This window comes from Desulfosporosinus sp. FKB (genome assembly GCF_002196705.1).
Classification (GTDB): Bacteria; Bacillota; Desulfitobacteriia; order Desulfitobacteriales; family Desulfitobacteriaceae; genus Desulfosporosinus.
In genome coordinates this window covers 65,783-89,140 of record NZ_NADJ01000026.1, presented here as the reverse complement: position 1 = coordinate 89,140, position 23,358 = coordinate 65,783, and the positions used below count along the sequence as shown (strand labels likewise).

General features: G+C 43.8%; 18 protein-coding genes. 17 read left to right on the top strand and 1 reads right to left on the bottom strand.

Going from position 1 to position 23,358, the window contains the following annotated elements; translation table 11 throughout:
• The first annotated feature begins 126 nt into the window (after positions 1–126).
• Positions 127–2,055 (top strand): APC family permease, encoded by a 1,929-nt coding sequence (locus tag B5Y67_RS07985; RefSeq protein WP_088225923.1) that lies wholly within the window; start codon positions 127–129, stop codon positions 2,053–2,055.
• 174 nt (positions 2,056–2,229) lie between these two features.
• Positions 2,230–2,817: a hypothetical protein gene (locus tag B5Y67_RS07980; protein ID WP_088225922.1), complete on the top strand. Its 588-nt coding sequence runs from the start codon at positions 2,230–2,232 to the stop codon at positions 2,815–2,817.
• Between the two features lie 138 nt (positions 2,818–2,955).
• On the opposite strand, the gene B5Y67_RS07975 is transcribed toward B5Y67_RS07980, so the two are convergent.
• Complete coding sequence (locus B5Y67_RS07975; protein ID WP_088225921.1) at positions 2,956–4,101, bottom strand: aldo/keto reductase; 1,146 nt, start codon at positions 4,099–4,101, stop codon at positions 2,956–2,958.
• 255 nt (positions 4,102–4,356) lie between these two features.
• Between B5Y67_RS07975 and B5Y67_RS07970 the strand changes: the two genes are divergently transcribed.
• The 15 genes from B5Y67_RS07970 to B5Y67_RS07900 all read left to right on the top strand — a co-directional run bounded on the left by B5Y67_RS07970 (position 4,357) and on the right by B5Y67_RS07900 (position 23,328).
• Positions 4,357–5,745 (top strand): aspartate kinase, encoded by a 1,389-nt coding sequence (locus B5Y67_RS07970; RefSeq protein ID WP_088225920.1) that lies wholly within the window; start codon positions 4,357–4,359, stop codon positions 5,743–5,745.
• A gap of 9 nt (positions 5,746–5,754) precedes the next feature.
• Positions 5,755–6,210 carry a YbaK/EbsC family protein gene (locus B5Y67_RS07965; protein WP_088225919.1) on the top strand — a complete coding sequence of 152 codons (456 nt, stop codon included), beginning with the start codon at positions 5,755–5,757 and terminating at the stop codon, positions 6,208–6,210.
• A 12-nt stretch (positions 6,211–6,222) separates the two neighbouring features.
• Positions 6,223–8,406 carry a DNA topoisomerase III gene (locus tag B5Y67_RS07960; protein WP_088225918.1) on the top strand — a complete coding sequence of 728 codons (2,184 nt, stop codon included), beginning with the start codon at positions 6,223–6,225 and terminating at the stop codon, positions 8,404–8,406.
• Between the two features lie 335 nt (positions 8,407–8,741).
• Complete coding sequence (locus B5Y67_RS07955) at positions 8,742–10,334, top strand: prenyltransferase/squalene oxidase repeat-containing protein (RefSeq protein WP_088225917.1); 1,593 nt, start codon at positions 8,742–8,744, stop codon at positions 10,332–10,334.
• A 205-nt stretch (positions 10,335–10,539) separates the two neighbouring features.
• Positions 10,540–11,859 (top strand): AarF/UbiB family protein, encoded by a 1,320-nt coding sequence (locus tag B5Y67_RS07950; RefSeq protein ID WP_242975906.1) that lies wholly within the window; start codon positions 10,540–10,542, stop codon positions 11,857–11,859.
• A gap of 3 nt (positions 11,860–11,862) precedes the next feature.
• A complete protein-coding gene (locus B5Y67_RS07945; RefSeq protein ID WP_088225916.1) occupies positions 11,863–12,816 on the top strand; it encodes an ABC transporter ATP-binding protein in 954 nt (317 codons plus the stop codon).
• Positions 12,785–13,585 (top strand): ABC transporter permease subunit, encoded by an 801-nt coding sequence (locus B5Y67_RS07940; protein ID WP_242975904.1) that lies wholly within the window; start codon positions 12,785–12,787, stop codon positions 13,583–13,585. The genes B5Y67_RS07945 and B5Y67_RS07940 overlap by 32 nt, the downstream gene beginning before the upstream one ends.
• Positions 13,586–13,630: 45 nt before the next feature.
• Positions 13,631–14,674, top strand: a complete 1,044-nt coding sequence (locus tag B5Y67_RS07935) for a class I SAM-dependent methyltransferase (RefSeq protein WP_088225914.1) — start codon at positions 13,631–13,633, stop codon at positions 14,672–14,674.
• A 5-nt stretch (positions 14,675–14,679) separates the two neighbouring features.
• A complete protein-coding gene (locus B5Y67_RS07930) occupies positions 14,680–15,486 on the top strand; it encodes an ABC transporter permease subunit (protein WP_088225913.1) in 807 nt (268 codons plus the stop codon).
• 598 nt (positions 15,487–16,084) lie between these two features.
• A complete protein-coding gene (locus B5Y67_RS07925; protein ID WP_088225912.1) occupies positions 16,085–17,245 on the top strand; it encodes a branched-chain amino acid ABC transporter substrate-binding protein in 1,161 nt (386 codons plus the stop codon).
• A gap of 106 nt (positions 17,246–17,351) precedes the next feature.
• Positions 17,352–18,272 carry a branched-chain amino acid ABC transporter permease gene (locus B5Y67_RS07920; protein WP_088225911.1) on the top strand — a complete coding sequence of 307 codons (921 nt, stop codon included), beginning with the start codon at positions 17,352–17,354 and terminating at the stop codon, positions 18,270–18,272.
• A 3-nt stretch (positions 18,273–18,275) separates the two neighbouring features.
• Positions 18,276–19,232: a branched-chain amino acid ABC transporter permease gene (locus B5Y67_RS07915; RefSeq protein WP_088225910.1), complete on the top strand. Its 957-nt coding sequence runs from the start codon at positions 18,276–18,278 to the stop codon at positions 19,230–19,232.
• Positions 19,233–19,342: 110 nt separating this feature from the next.
• Positions 19,343–20,113 (top strand): ABC transporter ATP-binding protein, encoded by a 771-nt coding sequence (locus B5Y67_RS07910; RefSeq protein ID WP_088225979.1) that lies wholly within the window; start codon positions 19,343–19,345, stop codon positions 20,111–20,113.
• Positions 20,110–20,826, top strand: coding sequence for an ABC transporter ATP-binding protein (locus B5Y67_RS07905; RefSeq protein WP_088225909.1), 717 nt, complete (start codon positions 20,110–20,112; stop codon positions 20,824–20,826). Before B5Y67_RS07910 ends, B5Y67_RS07905 begins: the two co-directional genes overlap by 4 nt.
• 108 nt (positions 20,827–20,934) lie before the next feature.
• Positions 20,935–23,328, top strand: a complete 2,394-nt coding sequence (locus B5Y67_RS07900) for a formate C-acetyltransferase/glycerol dehydratase family glycyl radical enzyme (RefSeq protein WP_348982295.1) — start codon at positions 20,935–20,937, stop codon at positions 23,326–23,328.
• Positions 23,329–23,358: the final 30 nt, after the last annotated feature.

The window sequence follows — 23,358 nt, the reverse complement described above, 5'->3', positions numbered from 1 at the left end:
AATGCAACTAGACTAATTTTTACAGGAATCGAGTTAAGAATATCATAAATGAGGTTAGGCGTCTAACCTGACGCTTCAAGTTGTATATGACAGCCGTGATAGGGAAGAGAGGTCAGCATTTGACAAATGGCAAATACTAACAAGTTGGTATGGCTTAAAATTAGAACAGCAATTTTCGGTCATCCTTTGGCGACGCATAATGCTGAGGAGGCAAAAGTTGGGGTTAGCGGAGGAATTCCGGTTTTCGGGTCGGATATTATTTCGTCTCAGGGGTATGCTCCTGATGAGATTTTATATATCCTCCTGCTTGCCGGTTCATTGGGGTTTGCCTATATTTTAAAAGTCTCATTTACCATTGTACTTTTAGTCATCAGTATTTTCCTGGTTTATCGTAAAGCGATCCAGAAATATCCGGAAGGCGGTGGATCCTATACGATTGCCAAGGCTTATTTGGGTGATACCTATGGCCTGATCGCCGGGGCAAGTTTGACCTTGGATTATGTCCTGACGGTTGCCGTCAGCGTCAGCTCGGCGATCGAAAACCTGACTGGGATTTTTCCCTGGCTTGCTCCCACTCCCCATAAAGTCATTGCTGATTGTCTTGTCATTATTTTTATGGCTTGGGTTAATCTGAGAGGCTTAAAAGAATCCGCTAAACTATTTGCTGTCCCTGTATATCTTTATATCTTAACTTTGGCACTTTTAATCGGAACCGGACTGACAGAGATTTTTACTCATGGGGTGACACCTGCTGCCGCAGCAACTGGGCATCAGGCAGCATCCTCTGCCGGCGAGATGACCTGGTTTATTTTGGCGCGGGCCTTTGCCGGCGGAACAACAGCTTTGACGGGTTTTGAGGCTGTAAGCAATGGAGTAACAGCCTTTAAAAATCCTGCTCAAAAGCGAGCTATTCATACCTTGTTTATCCTTGCAGTTATTGTGTCAGCAGGATTAATCGGTTTAACTTATTTAGCGGGTGCATATCAGCTTGAGCCTTCGGAAGGGAATACCATCTTAAATCAATTGGGTATCATCATCTTTGGACGAACAATTCCTTATTTTGTACTCATGGGGACTGCAGCGGCCATACTAATTATTGCTTCAAGCACACCTTATGCAGGACTACCTATTTTATTGAGTTTAATGGCACGGGATGGATTTACGCCCAGGTATTTTAAAAATTTGGGGGACCGATTAGTATATAGTGTAGGTATTTGGACCTTATTTTTTGTTTCCAGTTTTCTCATCATTATTTTTCAAGGGGATACTCATATGATGCTTCCCCTCTACGCTATTGGTGTATTTATTTCCTTCACCTTGACGGGCGCCGGTCTGGCCAAAAATACTTGGCAGGAGAAAGGAATGAAGTGGAAGTCAGACTTCGCTGTTTTTAGCTTTGGAGGCATTGTTTCCTTTCTGGTCTTAATAGTTTTTATAACGACTAAGTTTACCCAAGGCGCTTGGATTATTTTGTTGATTATGCCTTTGCTGGTTTTCATATTTCGGGGTATTAACCGTGTTTATCGAGGGGAAATTCAAAACATCGAGGTTACCCGGGAAGCTACAGTTGAATTCCACACTTACGTGATGAAAGTAAAACAACGAAGGGAGAATGTGGAGCTTACAGACTATAAAAATAAAATTATTGTGCCGGTATATGATCTGAACCTAATAGTGCTTAAAACATTAAGGTATGCCTATGCCTTAACGCCTCAAGTTTCTGCCGTTCATATTGCCTCCGATCCCAAACGAACGGAAAAGCTGCTGAAGCATTGGGCAGAACACCACATTGAAATTCCCTTGGAAATTGTTGAATCTCCCTATAGGGCAGTTGTTCACGATTTTTTGAATTACGTTGATAACGTTGAGAAGAAAGGGGAATTTGAAACCATAACCGTTGCGATTCCGGAATATGTACCTGTAAAACTGTGGCATAACATTTTGCATAATCAAACAGGACAATTACTTAAGGTTATGCTGCTTCTTAGGAAGAGTATTTTAGTAACGAGTGTCCCATATCATCCTGAAGACGAGAGAAGGCGCATAGGAAATTAAATCTCTTCGTCAAGATGGGTCGAAATTACTCTTTATAGAGAGGATCAAGACCGTTTTTTTGTGTATCTTGTTAAATCATCAGGATAATGTCGCTGCTTCTATTGCAGGATAAATGAGCCTATATGTAGAAGAGGTAGACAAGCTACAATACGAAGCTTTGGGGGGAGATGTGCTATGCTTATCACATGTGACAACAATATGCAAATGGGCTATATTTACTTGATGCCCAATGATACAACTGTTGAGTATACCCTCGAGGAAAGCGACATTGGATTATATTACGACATCGAAAGTCTCAGTATACCAAGAATAAAATGGCCGGGCATGGGCCAACTTTTAAATCAGATGCGCTTGTCGGTAAAGACCTATCGAGAGGCAGTCAATAATGTGTTTCATTGCGAATATTGGAATGATCTTGATAGTGAAGGTTATATGATGGGGATTGAACTTTATTTAACAGAAGACATCCTCTTGCCCCTTGTGGCTCATCAGGCCTTTAAGCTTTACGATGTGCGCTGGCGGAATCAAGATTTTAGAGTGCTGACGCTGGATGCTTATCTTGATGTTTTAAACAAGGACAACGTTATTTATCCCTTAACTGCAGAGAAAGATGCCTTTGTTATTCTTTCGCTGGATCCCCTTTCCAATGTGGCTAGAGTCATGGCTTTAATTTCCGCAAGAGATGATCTTTATCCGGTGGACTATCTCCGGCAGCCGCTGTTTATTCTGGCTAATTCAAGCCGCAGTTTCGAAAGTCAGTAAGTTTAGGGCTTATAATGTTATGAATTTAACATCTTATTATTAAATGTTAAATGAATCAAATCAGAGGTTTTTTAAAAATAGAAAAGGGTTGTAACAGGTTCATTTTCCGAATCTGTTACAACCCTTATATTTTTAATCTTAAGAGGGGTTTGGCTCAAAGGCTTTTTGGACTTCCTTCAAGTGTTCTCGAATGGGAAGCTGCTGAGGACAGACTTCTTCACAGGCACCGCACTCTATACAGGCGGAAGCTTTACTTTCCGGGGTAAAGAAGGTGTTATACGCAAAACGGGAGGAACCAAAATCATCATATATATGGGCGTCATTATAAAGGGCGAAGTTGTTGGGAATATTTACACCGGAAGGACAGGGCTGGCAATAGCCGCAGGCCGTACAGTCAACCTTGTTTAAGGATAAGTATTGTTTTCTAACTTCGTCTATTAATTGATGTTCATTGTCCGTTAGGGAATTGGCTTCGGAAATGCCCGCCAGGCGCAAATTCTCTTCAACTTGCTCCTTGGTGCCCATCCCGCTTAAGAGTAAGGTCACTTCAGGATGGTTCCAAACCCAGCGCAATGCCCACTCAGCTGGCGACCGTTTGACCTCCGCCTTGTCCCAGAGTTTAAGTATGGAAGACGGAGGATTTTTAACGAGTTTGCCGCCCTTCAGAGGCTCCATAACGATGACGGCGAGCCCTTTTTCTGCCGCATACTTTAGTCCCTTATTACCCGCTTGAAACTCCGTATCCATGTAGTTATATTGGATTTGACAGAAGGTCCAAGGGTAGGCGTCGACAATTTCCTGAAAAACCGGGAACTTATCATGAAAGGAAAATCCAGCATAGTTTATTCGTCCATCTGCCAAAGCCTTTTTGAGAAAGTCTGCAAAGTCAAAGCTCTTGGCCTTTTCCCAGGTGGCTTTGCTAAGGCCGTGCAAAAGATAGAAGTCAATGTGGTCCGTTTGAAGTTTTTTCAATTGTTCGTTGAGGATGCGGTCAAAGTCTTCACGACTTTGGCAGTGAAAAAGAGGAAGCTTCGTAGCAAGCTTAACTTTTTCCCGGTAACCGTTTTGCAGCGCTTTTCCTACTAATACTTCACTTTGCCCTTGATGGTAGGGATAAGCCGTATCAATATAGTTAACTCCGTTGTCGATAGCATAACGGATTAAGGAGATCGCTTCCGGCTCATTGATTTTACTGGGATCTCCATTCAGGGTAGGGAGACGCATACAGCCAAATCCCAGAATTGAAGCTTGATAATCTAAACTGCCAAATTTACGGTATTTCATAGACCTACTTCCCTTCTTTCGCCGTTTGGAATTAATAGTTATAGCGTATACTCTTGAAAACAAGATTTCAAGGGGACTACTCCTTTGATTAAGGAAAAATGAGTATGGTCAGAACAGTAGTACTATCAGGGGAGCATGTATTAAGGTGGACAATTGTCGCTGATCGAGGTATAACTAAGATACGACTGTTATCATATAGTCTTAAAATTGGGATTTCTGTATTTTAGAATTAAGAAGAGGGGTTCAGCATTAACTATGTTAACTGTAGAAAAAATTGGTGGCACATCGATGTCTCAATTTCAAAATGTGCTTAATGACATTATTGGTTATCCGGGTTCAGAAGGCTTTCACTACGGCAGAGTCTTTGTCGTCTCTGCTTATGCCGGGGTAACGAATTGGCTGTTAGAAGATAAAAAAACCAAAGCGCCTGGAGTTTACCAACATTTTATTAAAGGGGAAGACTATGAAACTTCCATAAATCAGTTATTAGAACGGATGCTTCAGATTAACGAATCCTTTGTGGAAATTGGTTTGGACTATCAAGTCTGCCGTGATTTCTTACTGGAGCGAATTAATCAGACCAAAGCTTATCTGAGCAGTATGGAAGATATTATTGCTTCAGGGTATGTCGAGCGGGGAAGTATCTTATCGGCGGCCAGGGAACTATTGGCTTCCATCGGAGAAGCCCATTCGGCCTTTAACACGGTTAATATTCTTCGTAATCGGGGAATTCGTGCCGAACTTGTGGACCTCACCGGTTTCAGGGATTCGAAGCAGCTTTCATTCAGCGAGCGTATCGAAAGAACGTTTAAGAATGTTAATCCCTTTGACGCCATCATCGTGGCGACAGGCTATACTAAAGGAGTCGAGGGAATTATGCGGCAATATGAACGAGGTTATTCGGAAATTACCTTTTCCAAGATTGCTACGCATTTACAAGCCAATGAAGCGATTATTCATAAAGAGTTTCATCTTTCCTCAGCAGATCCTAAGATTGTTGGAGTTGAAAAGGCTATTCCCGTTGGCAAGACGAATTATGACGTTGCCGATCAGCTGGCAGATATCGGAATGGAGGCCATTCATCCCAATGCTTCCAAACCCTTAGAAATGGCTGGAATTAACTTGCGCATCAAGAATACCTTTGAACCGAGCCATCCAGGAACCCTCATTTCCAAGGATTATATTGGCCCCAAAGCCAGAATAGAAATCGTCGCTGGTTCTGACAAGATTGTAGTCTTGGAGATTCATGACACATTAATGGTCGGGGAGATTGGCTTCGACTATGAAATTATGAAGAAGTTTAAGGAACACAATATTAGTTATATTACCAAAGCGACTAATGCCAATAGTATTTCACTTGTAATTTGGGAATCAGATCTCAATGATCAATTGGTTGCAGAGCTGAAAGAAAACTATCAGACTGTAACAGTTCAAGAGGCTGCTATCGTCTGCGTTATTGGTTCAAATATCGCGATGCCAAGAATTCTTGCACGGGCAGCAAACGCTTTGGCTAAAAATGATATTAATATCAAATGTGTCGCCCAGTCCTTACGGCAGGTCAATATGCAATTTGTCATTGATCGGAAAATGTATGCTAAAGCCATCGTTTGCCTGAATGAAGATTTGTGTGTCGCCGAATATTAGGAGGAAGTTATGTCTGTTGAACTGGTCAAGGAGTTCTTAAAAGAGAACAAGCAAGATATTGAAATCTTAACCTTTGAAGATACCAGCACCGTTGCTAAAGCGGCTGAGTCCTTAAAGGTAACCCCCGGAGAAATCGCTAAATCCTTGCTCTTTAAAACTAAAGAGCAATTTGTTATGATTCTGATGGCTGGCGATAAACGTTTGGATAATAGGAAATTTAAAGACGTCTTTGCGGCAAAGGCTAAGATGCCTGAGGCTGAAGAAGTAATAAGTGTCACCGGGCATCCGGTCGGCGGTGTTTGTCCCTTCGGCTTAAAGAAACCTATTCCGGTCTATTTGGATTATTCACTGCAAGCCTATACTCATGTGTTTCCTGCGGCCGGTGAACCCAATACGGCCATTAAATTAACAGTGGATGCTCTGCAGAAACTAACCTGTGGACAATGGATAGATGTTGCTCAATAAAAGGAGTATGACATGGGGAAAACCTTAGTATTAACTGAAAAACCTTCCGTTGGCCGCGAAGTGGCTAAAATTTTAAACTGTTCCCAGAAGGGAAATGGTTGCCTTATAGGAGCAAAATTTATTGTCGCCTGGGCTTTAGGGCATTTGGTAACCCTTGCTGACCCTGAAGTCTATGATCCCGGCTACAAAACTTGGAGAGCTGAAGATCTCCCTATGCTGCCGTCGAAAATGGAATTAGTGGTCATCAAAGAAACTGCCAAACAATTTGGGGCTGTTAAGAGTTTAATGAGAAGTCCGGAAGTGGATGAGCTGATTATTGCCACTGATGCAGGGCGTGAAGGTGAACTGGTGGCACGATGGATTATCAAGAAAGTCGGCTGGCGCAAACCCATTCAACGGTTGTGGATCTCATCTCTGACCGAGAAGGCAATCAGGGACGGTTTTAAACAATTACGGCCCGGTAAAGATTTTAACGCGCTCTATTCGGCAGCAGAATGCCGTGCAGAAGCCGATTGGCTGGTGGGCTTAAACGTTACCCGCGCGTTGACATGTAAGTTCAATGCCCAACTTTCAGCCGGCCGAGTCCAAACGCCTACCTTGTCTATGGTCGTTGAACGGGAAAGAGAAATCAAGGAATTTGTTCCGCAAGAATATTGGTCGGTGGTTGCCTCCACAGGAACCTTTGACCTGCGCTGGCAGGGCCAGAATGGGCAAACCCGCATTTTTGACTCCCAAAAGGCGGATAAGATTTTAACGAAAGTAAAGGGTCACGTCGGAGAAATTGTTGACGTAAAAAAAGAGGCCAAGAAAGAGCTGCCCCCCCTAGCTTATGATCTTACGGAACTACAGCGGGATGCTAACCGAAAATATGGCTTTTCTGCCAAAACAACGTCGAACATCATGCAGCTGCTTTATGAGAATCATAAGTTGGTGACTTATCCGCGCACAGATTCGCGTTATATCAGTGAGGATATCGTACCGACACTATCTGAACGCTTGAAAAGTGTTGCCCAGGGTTCTTACGTGAATTTGGCTCGAGGAATCTTAAGAAATAAACTCAACATTACCAAACGTTTTGTCGATAACTCTAAAGTTTCGGATCACCATGCAATTATTCCCACAGAACAGCCTGCTATGTTGAATAGACTTAGTTCAGAAGAACTTAAGATTTATGATTTAATCGTGCGCAGGTTTTTGGCTGTACTTTCGCCGGCCTTTGAATATCAGCAAACGACCGTAAAGGTGAGAGTCAATGGCGAAATATTTACTACAAAGGGGAGAATTGTCCTCAAAAAAGGCTGGAAAGATGTCTATTCGACTTACCCAGGGGTAGAGGATGAGGATGAAGGGGAAGATCAGAGATTGCAGACCTTACCCCAAATTAGCCTTGGTGATACACTGAAGAATTTGTCAATACATCTGGAAGCCAAGAAAACAAAGCCTCCGTCAAGACATACGGAAGCCAGCTTACTTTTTGCCATGGAACATCCCGGCAAAATGATTGAAGACCGGCAGCTGAGAGAGGTTATGGATCAAAGTCATGGCCTGGGCACCCCGGCAACAAGGGCCGAGATCATTGAAAAGCTCTTTAACTCGTTTTATATGAGCAGGCAGGGCCAGGAAATTATGCCGACGTCCAAAGGGATTCAATTGATTAACTTAGTTCCTCCGGAACTTAAATCACCGGAGTTAACCGCCCAATGGGAACAACAATTAAATGAGATAAGCAAAGGGCGGGCAAATGCTCAGACATTCATAAAGGAAATGCGGGGGTACGCCACTCAGCTTGTTGCTACAGTCAACGGCAGCACTCAATCCTTTAAACATGATAACTTAACTAGAACAAAGTGTCCTGATTGCGGTAAGTTCCTCTTACAGGTGAAGGGCAAGAAAGGGGAAATGTACGTCTGTCAAGACCGCGAATGTGGTTACAGGCAGGCTATTTCCCAAATATCTAATGCGCGCTGCCCGGAATGCCACAAGAAAATGGAGATTCGGGGAGAGGGCGAAAATAAATTGTTCGTATGTGTCTGCGGCTACCGGGAAAAACTTTCTGCTTTTAAGAAACGAAAAGAGGCTGAAAAGAGTACCGGCAATAAAAAAGAAGTACACGCCTATTTGAAAAAGCAAAATGATGAAACTCTAAAAAATACAGCCTTAGCAGATGCTTTAGCGAAATTGCAAATTAAGAAGTGAACTCGGTATGGGAACCACTTCCACTTGTAGTGGTGGGAGTCTTACGTTGAATGAAGAACTATAAATACAACAATGTAATCAAGTGCGTAAATAAAAGTTAATAAGTTTAAGAAATTAATTAGTTTAAGAAGTTAAGAAGGAATAAATTTTGAAAAAGGTTTTTCGGTGTAGACTGAAAAACCTTTTTTTATTATTGATACCTTTAGTAATAGCTCGCTTAAGGAGTTACCTAAATCCAATGTTTCTACATAAGTAAAGGAAAAGAAGACTATTGGAACGATTATCCCTCTCCAAACATAAATCATATTATGGGATGCTTTAAAGGAGAGGGTGCTATGGAGCTAAAAGGTGATGTTAACGAATGTCTTGCTAAAGCCAGGAGCTATGTAGCTGAGGGCATAGAACAAATCGTAACAGGAAATCTTGATGAAATGCACGGAGTATCTCCAAGTCCGGGAGCTTCAGCCCTCGCCGCTCTTGCCCTTCTGGCAATAGGAAGAGGGTTTGAAAGCGCCCAAAGGCAAGGAGTTCAGTGGCTATGGCAAAATCGCCGCGGAGGTTGGGGGAAATTTCCCGGCGACCAGCCGGATCCGGAAATAACTCAGATCGTCAATTCAGTTATACAAGGAAGTGAGGGGGGCTGGAGAGCTAAAATCCGGCTTTTATCTCAGGCCCGGCAATTTTCTGAGATGATATTATCGTTAGGGCAAAGGGTGGTGCCTGGTTTAGAAGGACCTACACCGGAAGAAATCTTGCTTCCCAATATTCTTCAAGACCATGTTTTGGCCAAATTACCTCTCTATGGTCGCCCGGTCGTTGTTGCAGCATCAATTCTCGCTTCCGATTCTCCAGAGGGAATCAGCCAAGGAATCCAATATCTTCTGGAAACGCAAATGTCTGATGGTTCCTGGGCTGAGGATATTGTGGCTACAAGTTTAGGTATCTTGGCTCTCCTGCGGCGGGGCGGCAACAGTAAACGAGCGGAGAAAGCAGGGCAATGGTTAGTTTCCAAGCAGTACTCCAGCGGCGGCTGGCCGGCCTTCGATCAGCTTAAGGTCTGGGCGGTAGCCTGGGCAGTTTGTGTTTTTGGCGAACAGATGAAAAGGAATGAAACGTATCCTTGGCTTTCTCAGGCGATGGATTATCTTAAGCAAGGGCAGAATTCCGACGGGAGTTACGGAAGCACTCCTCCACATACTCATCCTGATCTGGACGATACCTCTGTTGCCTTAATGGCTTATCATCAGATGCTTGGAAAGCAGAATAAGCAGGGTGTAGAGCTGCTGAGAAGACTGCAAAATTCTGATGGGAGCTGGGGAACATTTCCCAGCTTTACTGGAGTACCCCCCGCTATTTCTTCGGAATTTCCTGTCTATATTTCAAGTGTTGATGTGACGATTCATGTTTTGGAAGCGTTATGGGGTTCCTCTCGAGGGCAAGATGAAACAATTTGGCGAGGACTTAATTGGCTGATTTCTCAGCAGGATAAGCAGGGAGCCTTTCCGGGATCTTGGTTTGAGGGGAGAGTCTACAGCACGGCTCAGGCTCTTGAACTTCTTAGCAAATGGAGAATTAGCTGGGAACGCTGGACAATTCCGCGCAATATTCAAGTGGCTCGCAAAAAGGGATTGGAGTTTCTGCTCAAAGCTCAGAATCAAGGAGACTGGGGCTCGGTTGTGGAGACGGGGTTGGCCTTATCGGGATTATGGAGGTATAGCCGATTCGTGCCCAAGGAGGTCATGGATAAGGGCATCCAAAACCTTCTCAGCGCGCAGAAAGACAATGGTTCCTTTCAGCCGTCTTACCGCGGAATCTATGCTAAGGGCTGGAATTATGAGGAACCCCTGACAACGGCTTTAACCGCTATTCGGGCCTTACAACGATACCAGATCATATATACTCCCAAACGGTCGTTTTTGGGTTTTTGAGTTAAAGATCAAAAACAATACTATCCTGACTGGATTCTTAGCAATGAAGATCTTGGTCTGGATAGTTTGTTTGTTTCCTTGAAATGATTGTGAGAACTATGATACCTAGTGCAGGCTAGAAAAAGAGTCATAATTGGGTATCTTGGAATATTATAGATTATGACGTTGAGGAAGGTTAAAAAGGAGCGCTTTTCCCGTGCTTGAAATGATTTTTCAGCATTTTGGCCGATATCAAGAGATTGTTTCCGTGCTGATTCGCCATGGATTTGGCTTTATTCTCTTCGAAAGCAGGGGACTAAAAAATCAGGGAAAAAATGAAGTTGTCATGGCCCATCTCGGCCAGCGGATTCGTCGAGTTTTGAGCGAGCTAGGTCCAACGTTTATAAAACTCGGTCAGTTCGCGAGCACACGTCCGGATATTATCCCCATACCCATTGTTCATGAGTTGGAGCAGCTTCAAGACAGGGTTTCTCAGGTTCCCTTTGCTCTTATAAGCCGGACCATTGAGCAGGAGTTAGGAGCTCCAATCCAAGAACTTTTTCAGGACATTACCCCTTCTCCCCTGGCATCGGCCTCGATTGGCCAAGTCCATGTCGGCCGTCTGAAATCCGGTGAACTGGTTGCCGTTAAAGTCCAGCGTCCCGATACGGGAGTCATTGAAACGGATTTGGAAATTCTGAGAGAAATCATTCCTGTCGTGGAGTACCGCTTTCCAAACTTAAAACGCTATTTCCTCCGAGGAATGCTTGCGGAATTTTCGAGATGGCTGCAAGAAGAACAGGATTATTTAGCGGAGGGCAAAAACGCTGAGAGGATGGCTCAAGGATTCAGCAAAGATCCGCAAGTAATTTTTCCGCAAATCTTTTGGACTCATACAACCAAAAAGGTTCTGACTATGTCCTATCTCGAGGGAATAAAACTTAATGAGCGGCAAAAAATCTTAACTCTTTATGATGGCAGAACAATCGCTGAGCTTTTAGGTCGGGCATTACTCCTGCAAATTTTAAGAGACGGTTTTTTTCATGGGGACCCCCATCCCGGAAACATTATCGTTTTATCCGGAGGAAGAATCGGATTTATCGATTTTGGAATTGTAGGAGTTTTGAATCCGCGTTTAAAACGACAATTATTGAATGTAATCCTGGCCTTAAGACGGCGTAATTCTAAGGCCATGGCCGGGTCTTTAATGCGTTTGGCAGTTTCTTCTAAAAGGGTGGACTTTGCAAGCTTATGTCAGGACCTTGCGGAAATACAGCGAAGACATTTGGACGTTCCCTTTGGCCAAGTGGATTTGCGGCAGGCCATTAACGACTGTATGAACTTGGCTTTTCAATATGAGCTTGAATTTCCTCCTGAGTTTATCCTCTTGGGTAAATCGCTGTTAACCCTTGAAGGAGTCATTCATGAACTCGATCCTTCCATGAGTTTAGCGGAATTAATTAAACCATTACGACGTTTTTGGCTTCGGGAGCAGTGGAGCCTTAAAGATTGGTTCAAAAAGTATTTAGGTCTAAGAAGGTGTTAAACCATGATTCAGGTTAAAGGATTGTCGAAAGTTTATACGAAAGTTCGGCCAAAGAATAGAAAGGCAATCTCAAATCATATTGCAGGGCTTAAAGATGTCACCTTTCATGTTCAACAGGGGGAAGTATTTGGTTTGTTAGGGCCCAATGGTGCGGGGAAGACCACAGTGATCCGCCATTTGATGGGCTTTCTTAAACCGGATGTTGGATTTGCTCGGATCAAGGGCCTGGATTGTTGGGAAGAGGCCAAGGAGGTTAAAGCTTTCGTGGGATATCTTCCCGGAGAAATGAATTTTCTCAAAGAAATGTCCGGTCTTGAGTTTTTAAATTTAATGGCGGGAATGCATGGAAACCGTCCCGTTTTTTCAAGGCGGCGCGATGCTTTAGCTGAGCGCTTGGATCTTAACTTAAAACAGCCTATCAAAAAAATGTCCAAAGGGATGAAACAAAAATTAGGGATTATTAACACGATGATGTTGGATGCTGAGGTTTTAATTTTGGATGAACCTACCTCCGGTCTCGATCCCCTGATGCAAAAAGTATTTATTGATTTAGTTTTAGAGGAAAAGGACCGTGGAAAAACCATCTTAATTTCTTCACATATGTTTCCGGAGATAGAACGGACATGTGACCGGGTTGGGATCATTCGGGCAGGAGAGTTGGCTGCTGTCGAAGGAATTCAAAAACTGCGGCAGGAACAACGCCGGACTTTTGAAATTACGCTTGAAACCCCTGAACAGGCTCAACTTATCTGTGAGAGCGGTTTAAAAGCTGACCGAATCGGTGATAATCAAGTTTCTGTTGAAATTCAGGGTGATATAAATCCGCTTTTAAAGGTTTTAGCTCAAGTTCAGGTTAAGGATTTTTTGCAGAGGATGACGGAATTAGAAGAAGCATTTATGCAGTTCTATGAAAGGGGGGAGGAGGTTGAACAGAGCATTATTTCGAGCCATGTTTAAAAGACAAGGTAAAAAAACCTGCAGCTATGCTTTGGGTCTGTCCCTTTATAATCTTTTGTTGATTGGGGTTTTTCCGACCTTGTCTCAGTCGAGTAGTATGGCTAAACTATCTCAGAACTTGCCGAAATTGGCGCGAGTTTTTAGGTTGACTTCAGATTATGCTCTCAGCCGTTTCGAGTCTTTTGCCGCCAGTCAATGCTTCGGGCAGGTTTGGGTCCTGGTTATGGGGATTTACACCATAAGTACGGCTAACGAATTAATAGCCCACTACGTTTCCGAGGGTGGAATGGCTTATTTGCTGTCCTCTCCTGCAGGACGTTTGCAGGTTTTTTCAACCCAGGCTGCGGTACTCATCAGTGGATTGGTTCTTATGGTGCTTCTGACGGAGCTGGGGATATGGGCAGAGGCAAAACTATTTGCCTTATCGTTGGCAAAAAAAGCTTATCTCAGACTGGGAGTCCTGGCCATTGCGCTGTTTCTCACCGTAGGCTCCTATAGTTTATTTTTTTCAACCCTTTTTAATAATGAAGAATACGTTATTCTGAGCGCTGCCTGCTTAACGTTTACCGGGTATGCTTTCGATATTTTTTCGAGTCTTGACGATCGCTTTTCCTGGGTTAAACATCTTACGATTTTTGGTTGGTTTCGTCCTCAAGAAGTACTGGAAGGAGACACGCCGGCTTGGCAAATCGTGTCATTAATGACCCTTTCAGCAGCCTTTTTGACCCTTGCCTGTTATGTTTTTGAGAGGAAAGACCTCTGCGTTTAGAACGAAGAAACGATCTGCTTGGAAAAGTATAGAGGAGTGAGACGCTTGGACGTAAGTATGTTGTCATTGCTTGCGAAAACTACCAGTATGATGGAATACCTTGGTTTTTTGTGGGTGGTTCAAACCGGCTTAGAGCTGAATCTCTGGGCGGAGATGGAAACAGCAAGAAGTTTAGAAGAACTTATGATCATGCATCCGGAGTGGGACGAAATCTTGTTAGATCATTGGTTAGAACAAGCTCACTATATGGAACTGCTAACCAAGAAGAACGATCTTTTTCAATCGACGAAATTAGCGAAAGCTATTAATAAATATAGAAACCTTGGCTTAGAGGCCTTATATAAGGAACTCATAGAGCATTGGACCTTAGGCTTTGCAGAACTTCCTCGTCTGATTACCAAACAACGTGCAAAATTAACGTTAGAGAACGAAATGGAAGAACTGATTGCCAAAGCGTCCATCGTCTCTGAACCATTCGTCTGGCCCTACTTGCGCAGTAAGTGCCAAAAAGAACAATGGAAGAGTGTTTTGGATCTGGGCTGTGGGGAAGGACGCTATTTAAAGATTTTAAGCAGCGAATTTTCAGATCTATGCGGAGTAGGTATTGAAATGAATCCCGCCGTTGCTGAAAGAGCGCAGGAAAAAGTTAAAGAATCTGACGGAAGAATTCGAATTCTGTGTAAGGATATTTTCTCGTTAGTTGACCAGCAGAAAGAGTCTCTCCTGGAATTAGGCAACTTCGATCTTTGTCTGCTTAACAATAGTATCCACTTCTTCACCCAGGAACAACGAATTCAACTTCTGGGAAGCATTAGAGAATTTTTAAAGCCGGGCGGCCAAGTAGGGATATTAACAGCAGTACGCAAGGGCTCTCCCGTTCGAGTCTTTCGGACTCATCTTCCCCAAAATCTTATGAGCTTCTTTCTGGCCTGCCATCAGGGCTTCGAGGGACTTCCCACCACAGAGGAAATTAGATCTTTATTGCTCCAAACCGGATACGGCGATGTTGATATTGCGGTCATGCCTTTGGGAACGTCCCACTATTTCTTTGCCAGAAAAACGGATGAGTGTCTAGAAACGCCGAGGTGACGATGATGAACGATGCACTGTATTGGTCAATGCTTAAATATGAGGGTAAAAAGGTCATAGGTTATTCCCTGAGTCTGATGCTATATGAGTGGCTGATAACCTGGGTTTACCCGATTCTTATTGAATCACCTGTGATCGAAGATCTTCCCAACAGTTTTCCGACATCGGTTAAACGAGCGTTTGGCGTTTCCGCGGAAGAGACAGATATATCTTATGAATCCTATATCTCGGCGCAATTATTAGGAAGGTTCTGGACGCTGCTTATTTCCGTTTACGGAATAAGCGCATCAAATGCCCTGGCTGCGCATATGCTTGAACAAGGTTTTATGGCCTATCCTTTATCATCACCAGTGTCCCGCTCGGAAATTATCAATACTCAAATTGGAGTGCTTTTAACGGAATTAATGTTGTTAACCGGCGCCACGGTAGGAGGAATATATTCTGCAACAGCCTTTTTTAAGGTAACCATTGACAGGTGGCAATTCTTCAGAATGGGAATCTTAGGCTTTTGCTTGAGTACGGTGGTCAGTGGCTACAGTATGCTCTTTGGAGTGTCCCTAAACTCAGAAGAAGTATCTGTTCCTTTGGTAAGCGCATTAACCGTCATTTTTTACGGGCTCGACGTCATGTCATCTCTCAGTGAACGATTTTCCCGCTTGCAAAACGTAACGCCTTTTGGTCTGTTTCGTCCTCAAGAAGTTCTTCGGGGAAAATTGCTGCCGACAAAAGAATGCCTTATCTTAAGCTGTATTTCGGGAATTTGTCTGCTTCTTTCAGGGTTCGTATTCCGACGAAGGAATTTAGCAATTTAAGTAGACTTTCCTAAGGATTTCCTTCCTTCTATATAACACATATAAAGTATAATGTATATTAGGTAATAAATTATTGACAGAGCTAGTATTGCACTATATCATCATATTAAATATGTTTTAAGAGAAATGTATTTGTAAATTTGACAGTTTTTGAGGGAACAATGTTGTTTACCGAAAACAAGGCGGAGTATTAAATTATATAGAATTGCCATAATTTTACTATATAACCTGTTATGCCTAATTTCTTTGTGTAAGTTCCGTTACGGGTTGATGTTGTTAAGCACTTAGCCAAGATTTGACACCTTGTTGCTTTTTTAACTTGCTTAGCTATTGCCTCTGCTTTTTGGTGCTGCTTTTTAGTGGTACCTTACCTTATTTATGATTTCTTTACTTTGGCTGATTCGGCTTGTTAACTATAGCGAAGCTGAGGTTATTTTGATCGCGGTTTTTCTGCATGTAACCGGATCTGAATATTTGGTGAATTCCGGCTCTTACGAGTCTTACGAGGCATGAAGTTTAGATCCGGAAATAGGAGGTGATGTTTAGCACATAATTACCACGGAATATAACCTACATAAATGAGGAGGGGAAATTTGAAATGTCCAAAAAGTTTCTTAGTGTACTTGCGGTGACACTTCTATCCTTTACGGTAATTGTTACAGGCTGCGGTACTCAATCCAGCGCAACGTCATCGGGTTCATCCGATCAGTCAGCGGCAAGCAGCGGTGATATTAAGATCGGCGTACCATTACCCATGACCGGTTCTGAGGCCACCTACGGCAAAGATATGGAAAATGCCATCAAAATGGCTGTCGATGAGGTGAATGCCAAAGGCGGGATTAATGGTAAAAAATTAGGAACCGTTACAGGTGATGATGCCTGTGATCCACAGCAAGCAACGGCAGCTGCCAATAAGTTAGTTTCTGAAGGGGTGGTAGCCATTGTCGGAGGATATTGCTCCGGTGCAGTTGTTCCAACCTTAACGATTTACAACGAGAAAAATATTCCTTATATCGTTGAAGCTGCCAACTCATCAAAAATTACAGATCAAAATCCCGGAAATACCTTCCAGATTAATGGTACGGCTGTACACCAGACTCAAAAAGCGGTTGAACTCTTTAAAAAGTTGGAAGCCAAAAATGTTGCCATTGTTGAACAAGGGGATGCTTATTCCTCTGATTTGGCAAAGCAAACCGAAGCTGCTTGGAAAGCCGCAGGAAATACAGTCGTTTCCCATGACGTAACAACTAAAGGAGAACAGGATTTTTCTTCCTTAGTAACAAGTTTAAAATCTAAAAATACGGATTTGGTATTTTGGACCGCTTATTATGCAGATGGTGCCCTCTTAATTAAGCAATTGCGTCAAGGCGGTTATAAAGGAGCTATTGTTGTTGGTGACGGCAGCAGCGATCCCAAACTCATCCAGATGTCCGGAGCTGCCGGAGAAGGCACCTATGTACTCTCGCCTCCCGTTGCTGAATTCCTCCCGACGGCAAAACAGTTTGCCGATGCTTATAAAGCAAAATATGGTCAGACTCCCGGAGCTTATGCCCCGTTGGCTTATGACGGGATTAACTTGCTGGCAGATGCCATGAAACGAGCTGGAAATACTGATGGCAAGGCCATCATTAAGGCCTTGACTGAAACTAAGGATTTCCAGGGTTTAGCCGGCAAAGTAACCTTTGCTCCCAATAAGACGTTACAAGAGAGTAACTTTATCGTCCTGCAAATCAAGAACGGACAATTCGTTTTGCAATAGAGAAAGTATGAAAATTAACTGATGCTAAGGACGACCGGGCACTTATTCCCAGTCGTCCTTAGACAATCTTTGTCTTTAGCTCAAAGAGGGTGAAGGGGTGCACGCCATGACGGTCTTTTATACTATTATTCAACAACTTGTGAATGGTTTAATTTTAGGTTCTTTTTATAGCCTTGTCGCTCTCGGTTATTCCATGGTTTACGGCATTATAAAACTCCTTAATTTTGCCCATGGAGATATTTATATGGTAGGAGCCTTTGTGGGATTTGGGGCTCTCGGTATTTTCGGAAATGCTTTGGGGATCGGTTGGTTAGGAATCACAGTAGCTTTGGTAATCAGTATGGTTCTTGTGGGATTCCTAGGAATAGTAATACATAGAATTGCCTACCAGCCCCTCTTAAATAAAAATGCCCCCCGCATGTCTCTTTTAATTACGGCGGTAGGTGTATCCTTTACTTTATTCAACGCCGTCATGGTTATGACGAGCGGGGAATATAAAGCCTTCACAACCAGTCTGGGCTACGACGGAATCAGTATTGGGCCTATTAATATTACCTATACCCAGATAATTATGGTGGTTGCGACGGCTGTTCTGATGCTTGGCTTATATTGGTTTATCAACCGCACTATGTATGGCAAAGCTATGCGCGCCATAGCCCTTGATCAGGATGCTTGCCGCCTGATGGGAATTAATGTCACCAAGACCATCAGCTTAACCTTTTTTGTCGGTTCAGCCTTGGCTGCTGCTGCCGGTGTCATGGCGGGAGTCTATTATGGAAGCATTCATTTTTACATGGGTTTTATCATTGGCTTAAAGGCATTTACTGCAGCAGTTATCGGCGGGATCGGCAGTATACCAGGAGCAATGCTCGGAGGCCTTATTTTGGGCCTTTTGGAAACGGCCGGAACGCAGCTTCCTTTTGTAGGCTCTGCTTGGAAAGACGTTTTTACGTTTGGTATCTTAATCCTATTGCTGGTTACAAAACCGACTGGAATTTTAGGTAAAAGCGAGATTGAGAGGATGTAGCAGATGGTTTATTCTGTTGGTTTTAAAGATCGTGTGCTTGAAACGATAAACGGCAAAAAAACGCGTGCTTTTTTCTTGTCGCTATTAATTATAATCGTTGTCTTACTGCCTCTGGGTGTCAATAACTATGTAGAAGAAGTTATGACGAACACTTTTTTCTATATTATTCTCGCTCTAGGCTTAAACATCGTTATTGGTTATGCCGGCTTAGTCGACCTTGGCTATGCTGCCTTTTTTGCTGTAGGAGCTTATACAACGGGAATTCTTATGAGATACGGCCTGAACTTTTGGCTTACCATACCCATCGCTGTTATCTTTTGCGTTATAGCCGGGATTATCATCGGGGGGCCGACCTTAAGACTGCGCAGCGATTACTTAGCTATAGTAACCTTGGGATTTGGGGAAATCACCCGCATTACCGCCCGCAACTTAAAGATTACTGGTGGGGCAAGTGGTTTGGTGGGTATTCAACGGCCGACTATCTTTGGACATAAGCTTTATCAAATTACAGATTTTTATTACACATTTTTCATCTTAGTTATTCTGGCGATTATCGTGTCTCTGCGCATCTATCATTCTCGTCTGGGACGAGCTTGGCAATATATTCGCGAAGATGAAGATGCTGCTGAAGCAATGGGCATTGATCCTGTAAAAACAAAACTCTACGCCTATATGATTGGAGCTGCATTTGGCGGTGTGGCAGGAGCGTTTTTTGCAGTTAAGATGACAGCCATTTCGCCGGAGACCTTTGCGTTTACTCAATCGGCAATGATTCTCTTGGCCGTAATCTTAGGAGGAATGGGTAAGATTCCCGGTGCGATTCTTGGAGCCGTATTCCTGGTTTTCTTCCCAGAGATATTTCGGGAAATCGGTCAGATGCGGATGCTCTTATTTGGCATTCTCCTGGTTATTATTATGGTGTTTCGCCCGCAAGGTCTTTGGCCGGAACGAAAAAGCTAGAGAGGCATTTGGGCTTCAAAGAACTTAGAAGTTTAATGTTTTTTACTTCCTTTACTCGTTGTGAAAGCGGCTTGAATGTCCGGAACTTAAAAAAGAAGGATTTGAGTAGAATGCCTATCTTAGAAGTGAAAAAGTTAACTCTTCGTTTTGGTGGGTTAACAGCAGTAAATAACCTTAGTTTCGATATGGATGAGAATTCAATTGTAAGTCTGATAGGCCCCAACGGTGCAGGAAAAACGTCAGCGTTTAATTGTCTGACGGGTTTTTATAAAGGCAGTGAAGGCGATATCTTATTTCAAGGTCAAAGTATCTTTAGGCAGAAGCCGCATAAAATTACGAAATTGGGTATGGCGAGAACTTTTCAGAATTTGCGTCTATTCAAAGATATGACGGTTTTAGAAAACGTCATGTCCGGCATGCACAGCCGAACGTCCGCCGGCGTTCTGGGAGCTGTTCTGAGACTTCCGAGTCAGCGTCAGGAAGAAAAGAAAATTCGGCAGGTAAGCGAAGAGTGTCTTGACTTTGTAGGCATTTTAGATAAGCAAGATCGTTTAGCCCGTAATCTGGCCTATGGCGACCAGCGTCGTGTGGAGTGGGCCAGAGCTTTGGCGACTCATCCGCAACTTCTTTTATTGGATGAACCGGCAGCCGGTCTCAACCATGATGAAAAAGATCAGCTAGTTGACTTAATACGGTGCATTCAGAAGGATTTGGGGATCACAGTCCTCTTGATTGAACATGATATGGGGCTGGTCATGAAAGTTTCGGAAAAAATTGTGGTCATTGACTATGGCCAGAAAATTGCTGAAGGAACTGCTGAAGAAGTCAAGAATAATCCCAAAGTCATCGAAGCCTACTTGGGTAAGGAGGATGAGGAATGAACGACTTAGCACTCGTCCTACAAAATGTTGAAACGTTTTATGGGAAAATTCATGCTCTTAAAGGAGTAAGTCTGGAAGTGCCCAAGGGGAAGATCGTGACACTGCTTGGTTCCAATGGTGCCGGAAAAACAACAACGTTAAAGACAATTTCCGGATTGATTCAGGCATCTGCAGGCAAAATCGAGTTTTATGGACGGGATATAAGTAAAGAGAAAGCCCACAATATTGTCAGCATGGGTTTAATCCATGTCCCCGAAGGACGGCGAATTTTCAAGGATTTATCGGTTAAGGAAAATCTTGAACTGGGGGGATTTACCCTTAAAGATGAATCCTTGCGCCGTAAGCGAATTGAACACGTTTTTGAAATGTTTCCTCGTTTAAAAGATCGGCAAAAACAAATTGGAGGAACTCTCTCTGGTGGGGAACAGCAAATGTTGGCCATAGGCCGCGCCATGATGACTGACCCTAAGCTTCTTTTATTGGACGAGCCTTCCATGGGCCTGGCTCCTCTGATTGTTCAAGATATTATGCGAATTATTAAGCAGCTGAATTCTGAAGGAACTACAATATTGCTTGTGGAGCAAAATGCTAAGATAGCCCTAAAATTGGCGGATTATGGGTATGTCTTGGAGACCGGTGAGTTGGTCATGGAAGGGGACAGTACCGAGCTCAGGAAAGACGAAAGAATAACAAAGGCTTATCTGGGAGAATAATTCTTAATTTCAGCTCTTTTGAGCGAGGGCTTGTCTCAATAATCAATCACTTACAATGAAATTTGCCTAGAGTGGCAGTTGCTCTAAACCGTTAGCGGAGGTGTTGATGTGTCACGAGGAGCACAGAGCGGGTACATGGAGCGCGTGAATCGCCTCAAGAAAAGAGTCCTGGAAACTCGTCCGGAGATGGATCTGGAGAACGCGCGAATTCTTACCGAAGGTTTTAAGGAAACTGAAGGGGAGCCTCTTGTCCTGCGTAAAGCCAAGGCTTTTCACAAGCAGTGTCAGGAAAAAACTGTGAAGATTTGGGATGACGAGCTGATCGTGGGGTGCTCCGGAAGCAAGATGCGCGGGGGTATTTTATGTGCAGATACTTGCTGGTCCGTGCTCAACGAAGAATTGGAGACAATTAATGAACGCCGCTATGACCCTTTTTATTTAAAACCGGAAGATCGGAGAATTTTTGAAGAAGAGATTCGCCCTTATTGGCTGGGAAAATCCACCTATGAAGAGTGGTTAGCCCAGATTCCTGAGGACACCCGTATTCTGAGAGATTATGGAGTCATCTACATTAACCGCAAAGCAGTTCGTGGCTGGGGGGAAACCACAGCCGGTTATGAATGGCTGATCCGCGAGGGAGTCAGCGGTATTCAAAAACAGGTGGAAGAAAGAAAAGCGGCTTTGGATATTACTAAGCCGGGAGATTATGAAAACGATTACTATTTAAATGCTCTCCTGATTGTCTCTGAAGGGTTAAAGACCTTAGGGGAACGCTATGCTCTGGAAGCGGAAAAACTGGCAGCAGCAGAAGAAAATCCTCAGAGGAAAAAGGAACTTCTGGAGATCGCCGAAGTTTGTCATCAGGTACCGGCCAATCCGGCGCGAACATTTCGCGAATCGTTGCAGTCCTTTTATTTCTATCAAACGGCAATCTTCATGGAGCAGAATGCCGCAAGCTATAATCCGGGACGCATGGATCAGTATCTCTGGCCCTATTATCATGCAGATCTTGAAGCCGGGCGCTTAACGTCTGAAGAAGCCCAGGAACTTTTGGACTGCCTGTGGGTTAAGTTCAGTGAACCCTGCCTCTTCCAGGATGCCGTTACAGCGGAATTCGCCGCAGGGTATCCTATGTTTCAGAATGTTTGTGTCGGTGGTGTGGACAGTTCCGGACGGAATGCCGTTAACGACCTTTCCTATTTGATCCTGCAGGCGACTATGGATGTTCGGCTCTATCAGCCTTCCCTTTCAGTTCGCTATAGCCTGGCCAAGAATCCCAACTCCTTCTTGAGAAAGGTCGTAGAGCTCATTCGACTCGGAACAGGGTTCCCGGCCTTCCATAACGGTGATATCGGGATACGCATGCTCTTAAATAAGGGGATTCCCCTTAAAGAAGCTTTTAACTGGAATCCCTGCGGCTGTGTCGAGACAAATTTGGAGGGACGTCTGCGCCAATACACAGCCCTGGCAGATATTAATCTGGGGAGCATTGTCGAGTTTACTCTTCTGGACGGAAGAAACCGGAAGAGCGGCGACTATATCTCTGTGCGAACTGGAAATCCGCTGGACTTTAAGACCTATGACGAGTTTTCGACTGCCGTCAAGAAGCAGATTGAATATGTGACCCGGGCCGTGGTGAAAGGAAGCCATGTGATTGATGAAATCGGCATGCATCGTCCTGTTCCGGCTCTCTCCTTAACCTTTAAGGAATGTATTGAGAAGGCCGAAGATTATGCCTGGGGCGGAGCTAAATATAATGTCGGCAATGGCATCATTTTGATTGGAGTTGCCGATTTAATCAACAGTTTAGCGGCTGTGCGGCATATCGTCTTTGAAACAAAACAAGCGACCATGGAACAGCTCCTAACTGCTCTTGATGCTGACTTTGCGGGACATGACGATATTCGAAAACTTTGCTTAGACTCCCCGAAGTATGGCAATGATGATCCCCTGGTTGATGATATTGCGGGAGAAATGTTTACGTTTATTGCCGATGAGATTGAAAAATACAGCAGTAAATTTGGACGCATGACTCCCGGTATTCTCCCTGTGTCCGGAAATACTCCTTTTGGTTTGGAAGTAGGCGCCCTGCCTTCCGGCCGCCGGGCCTGGAACCCCCTGGCTGACGGTGTCAGTCCCAGCGGCGGTACGGATTTGAACGGCCCGGGAGCGGTTTTGAAATCAGTGGCAAATATTCCACATGATCGATTTGTTCAGGGAACACTGTTGAATATGAAAGTTGAACCGGAGCTATTATCTACAGAAAACGGCATTATCCAAATGATGGCTTTGCTGAAAAGCATGTGCAGCTTGGGTGTTTTCCATGTTCAATTTAACGTAATTGATCAGGAAAAATTGTTGCAGGCACAAAAAAATCCCGATGAGTATCGAGGGCTTCTCGTACGGGTTGCTGGTTATACGGCTTATTTTGTAGAACTCGGCAAAGATGTCCAGGATGAGATTATTGGGCGTACAGTGCAGCATGGAATTTCAGCAGGGTAAAGGTTATCACTGTAAAGGTTATGGGGGGAA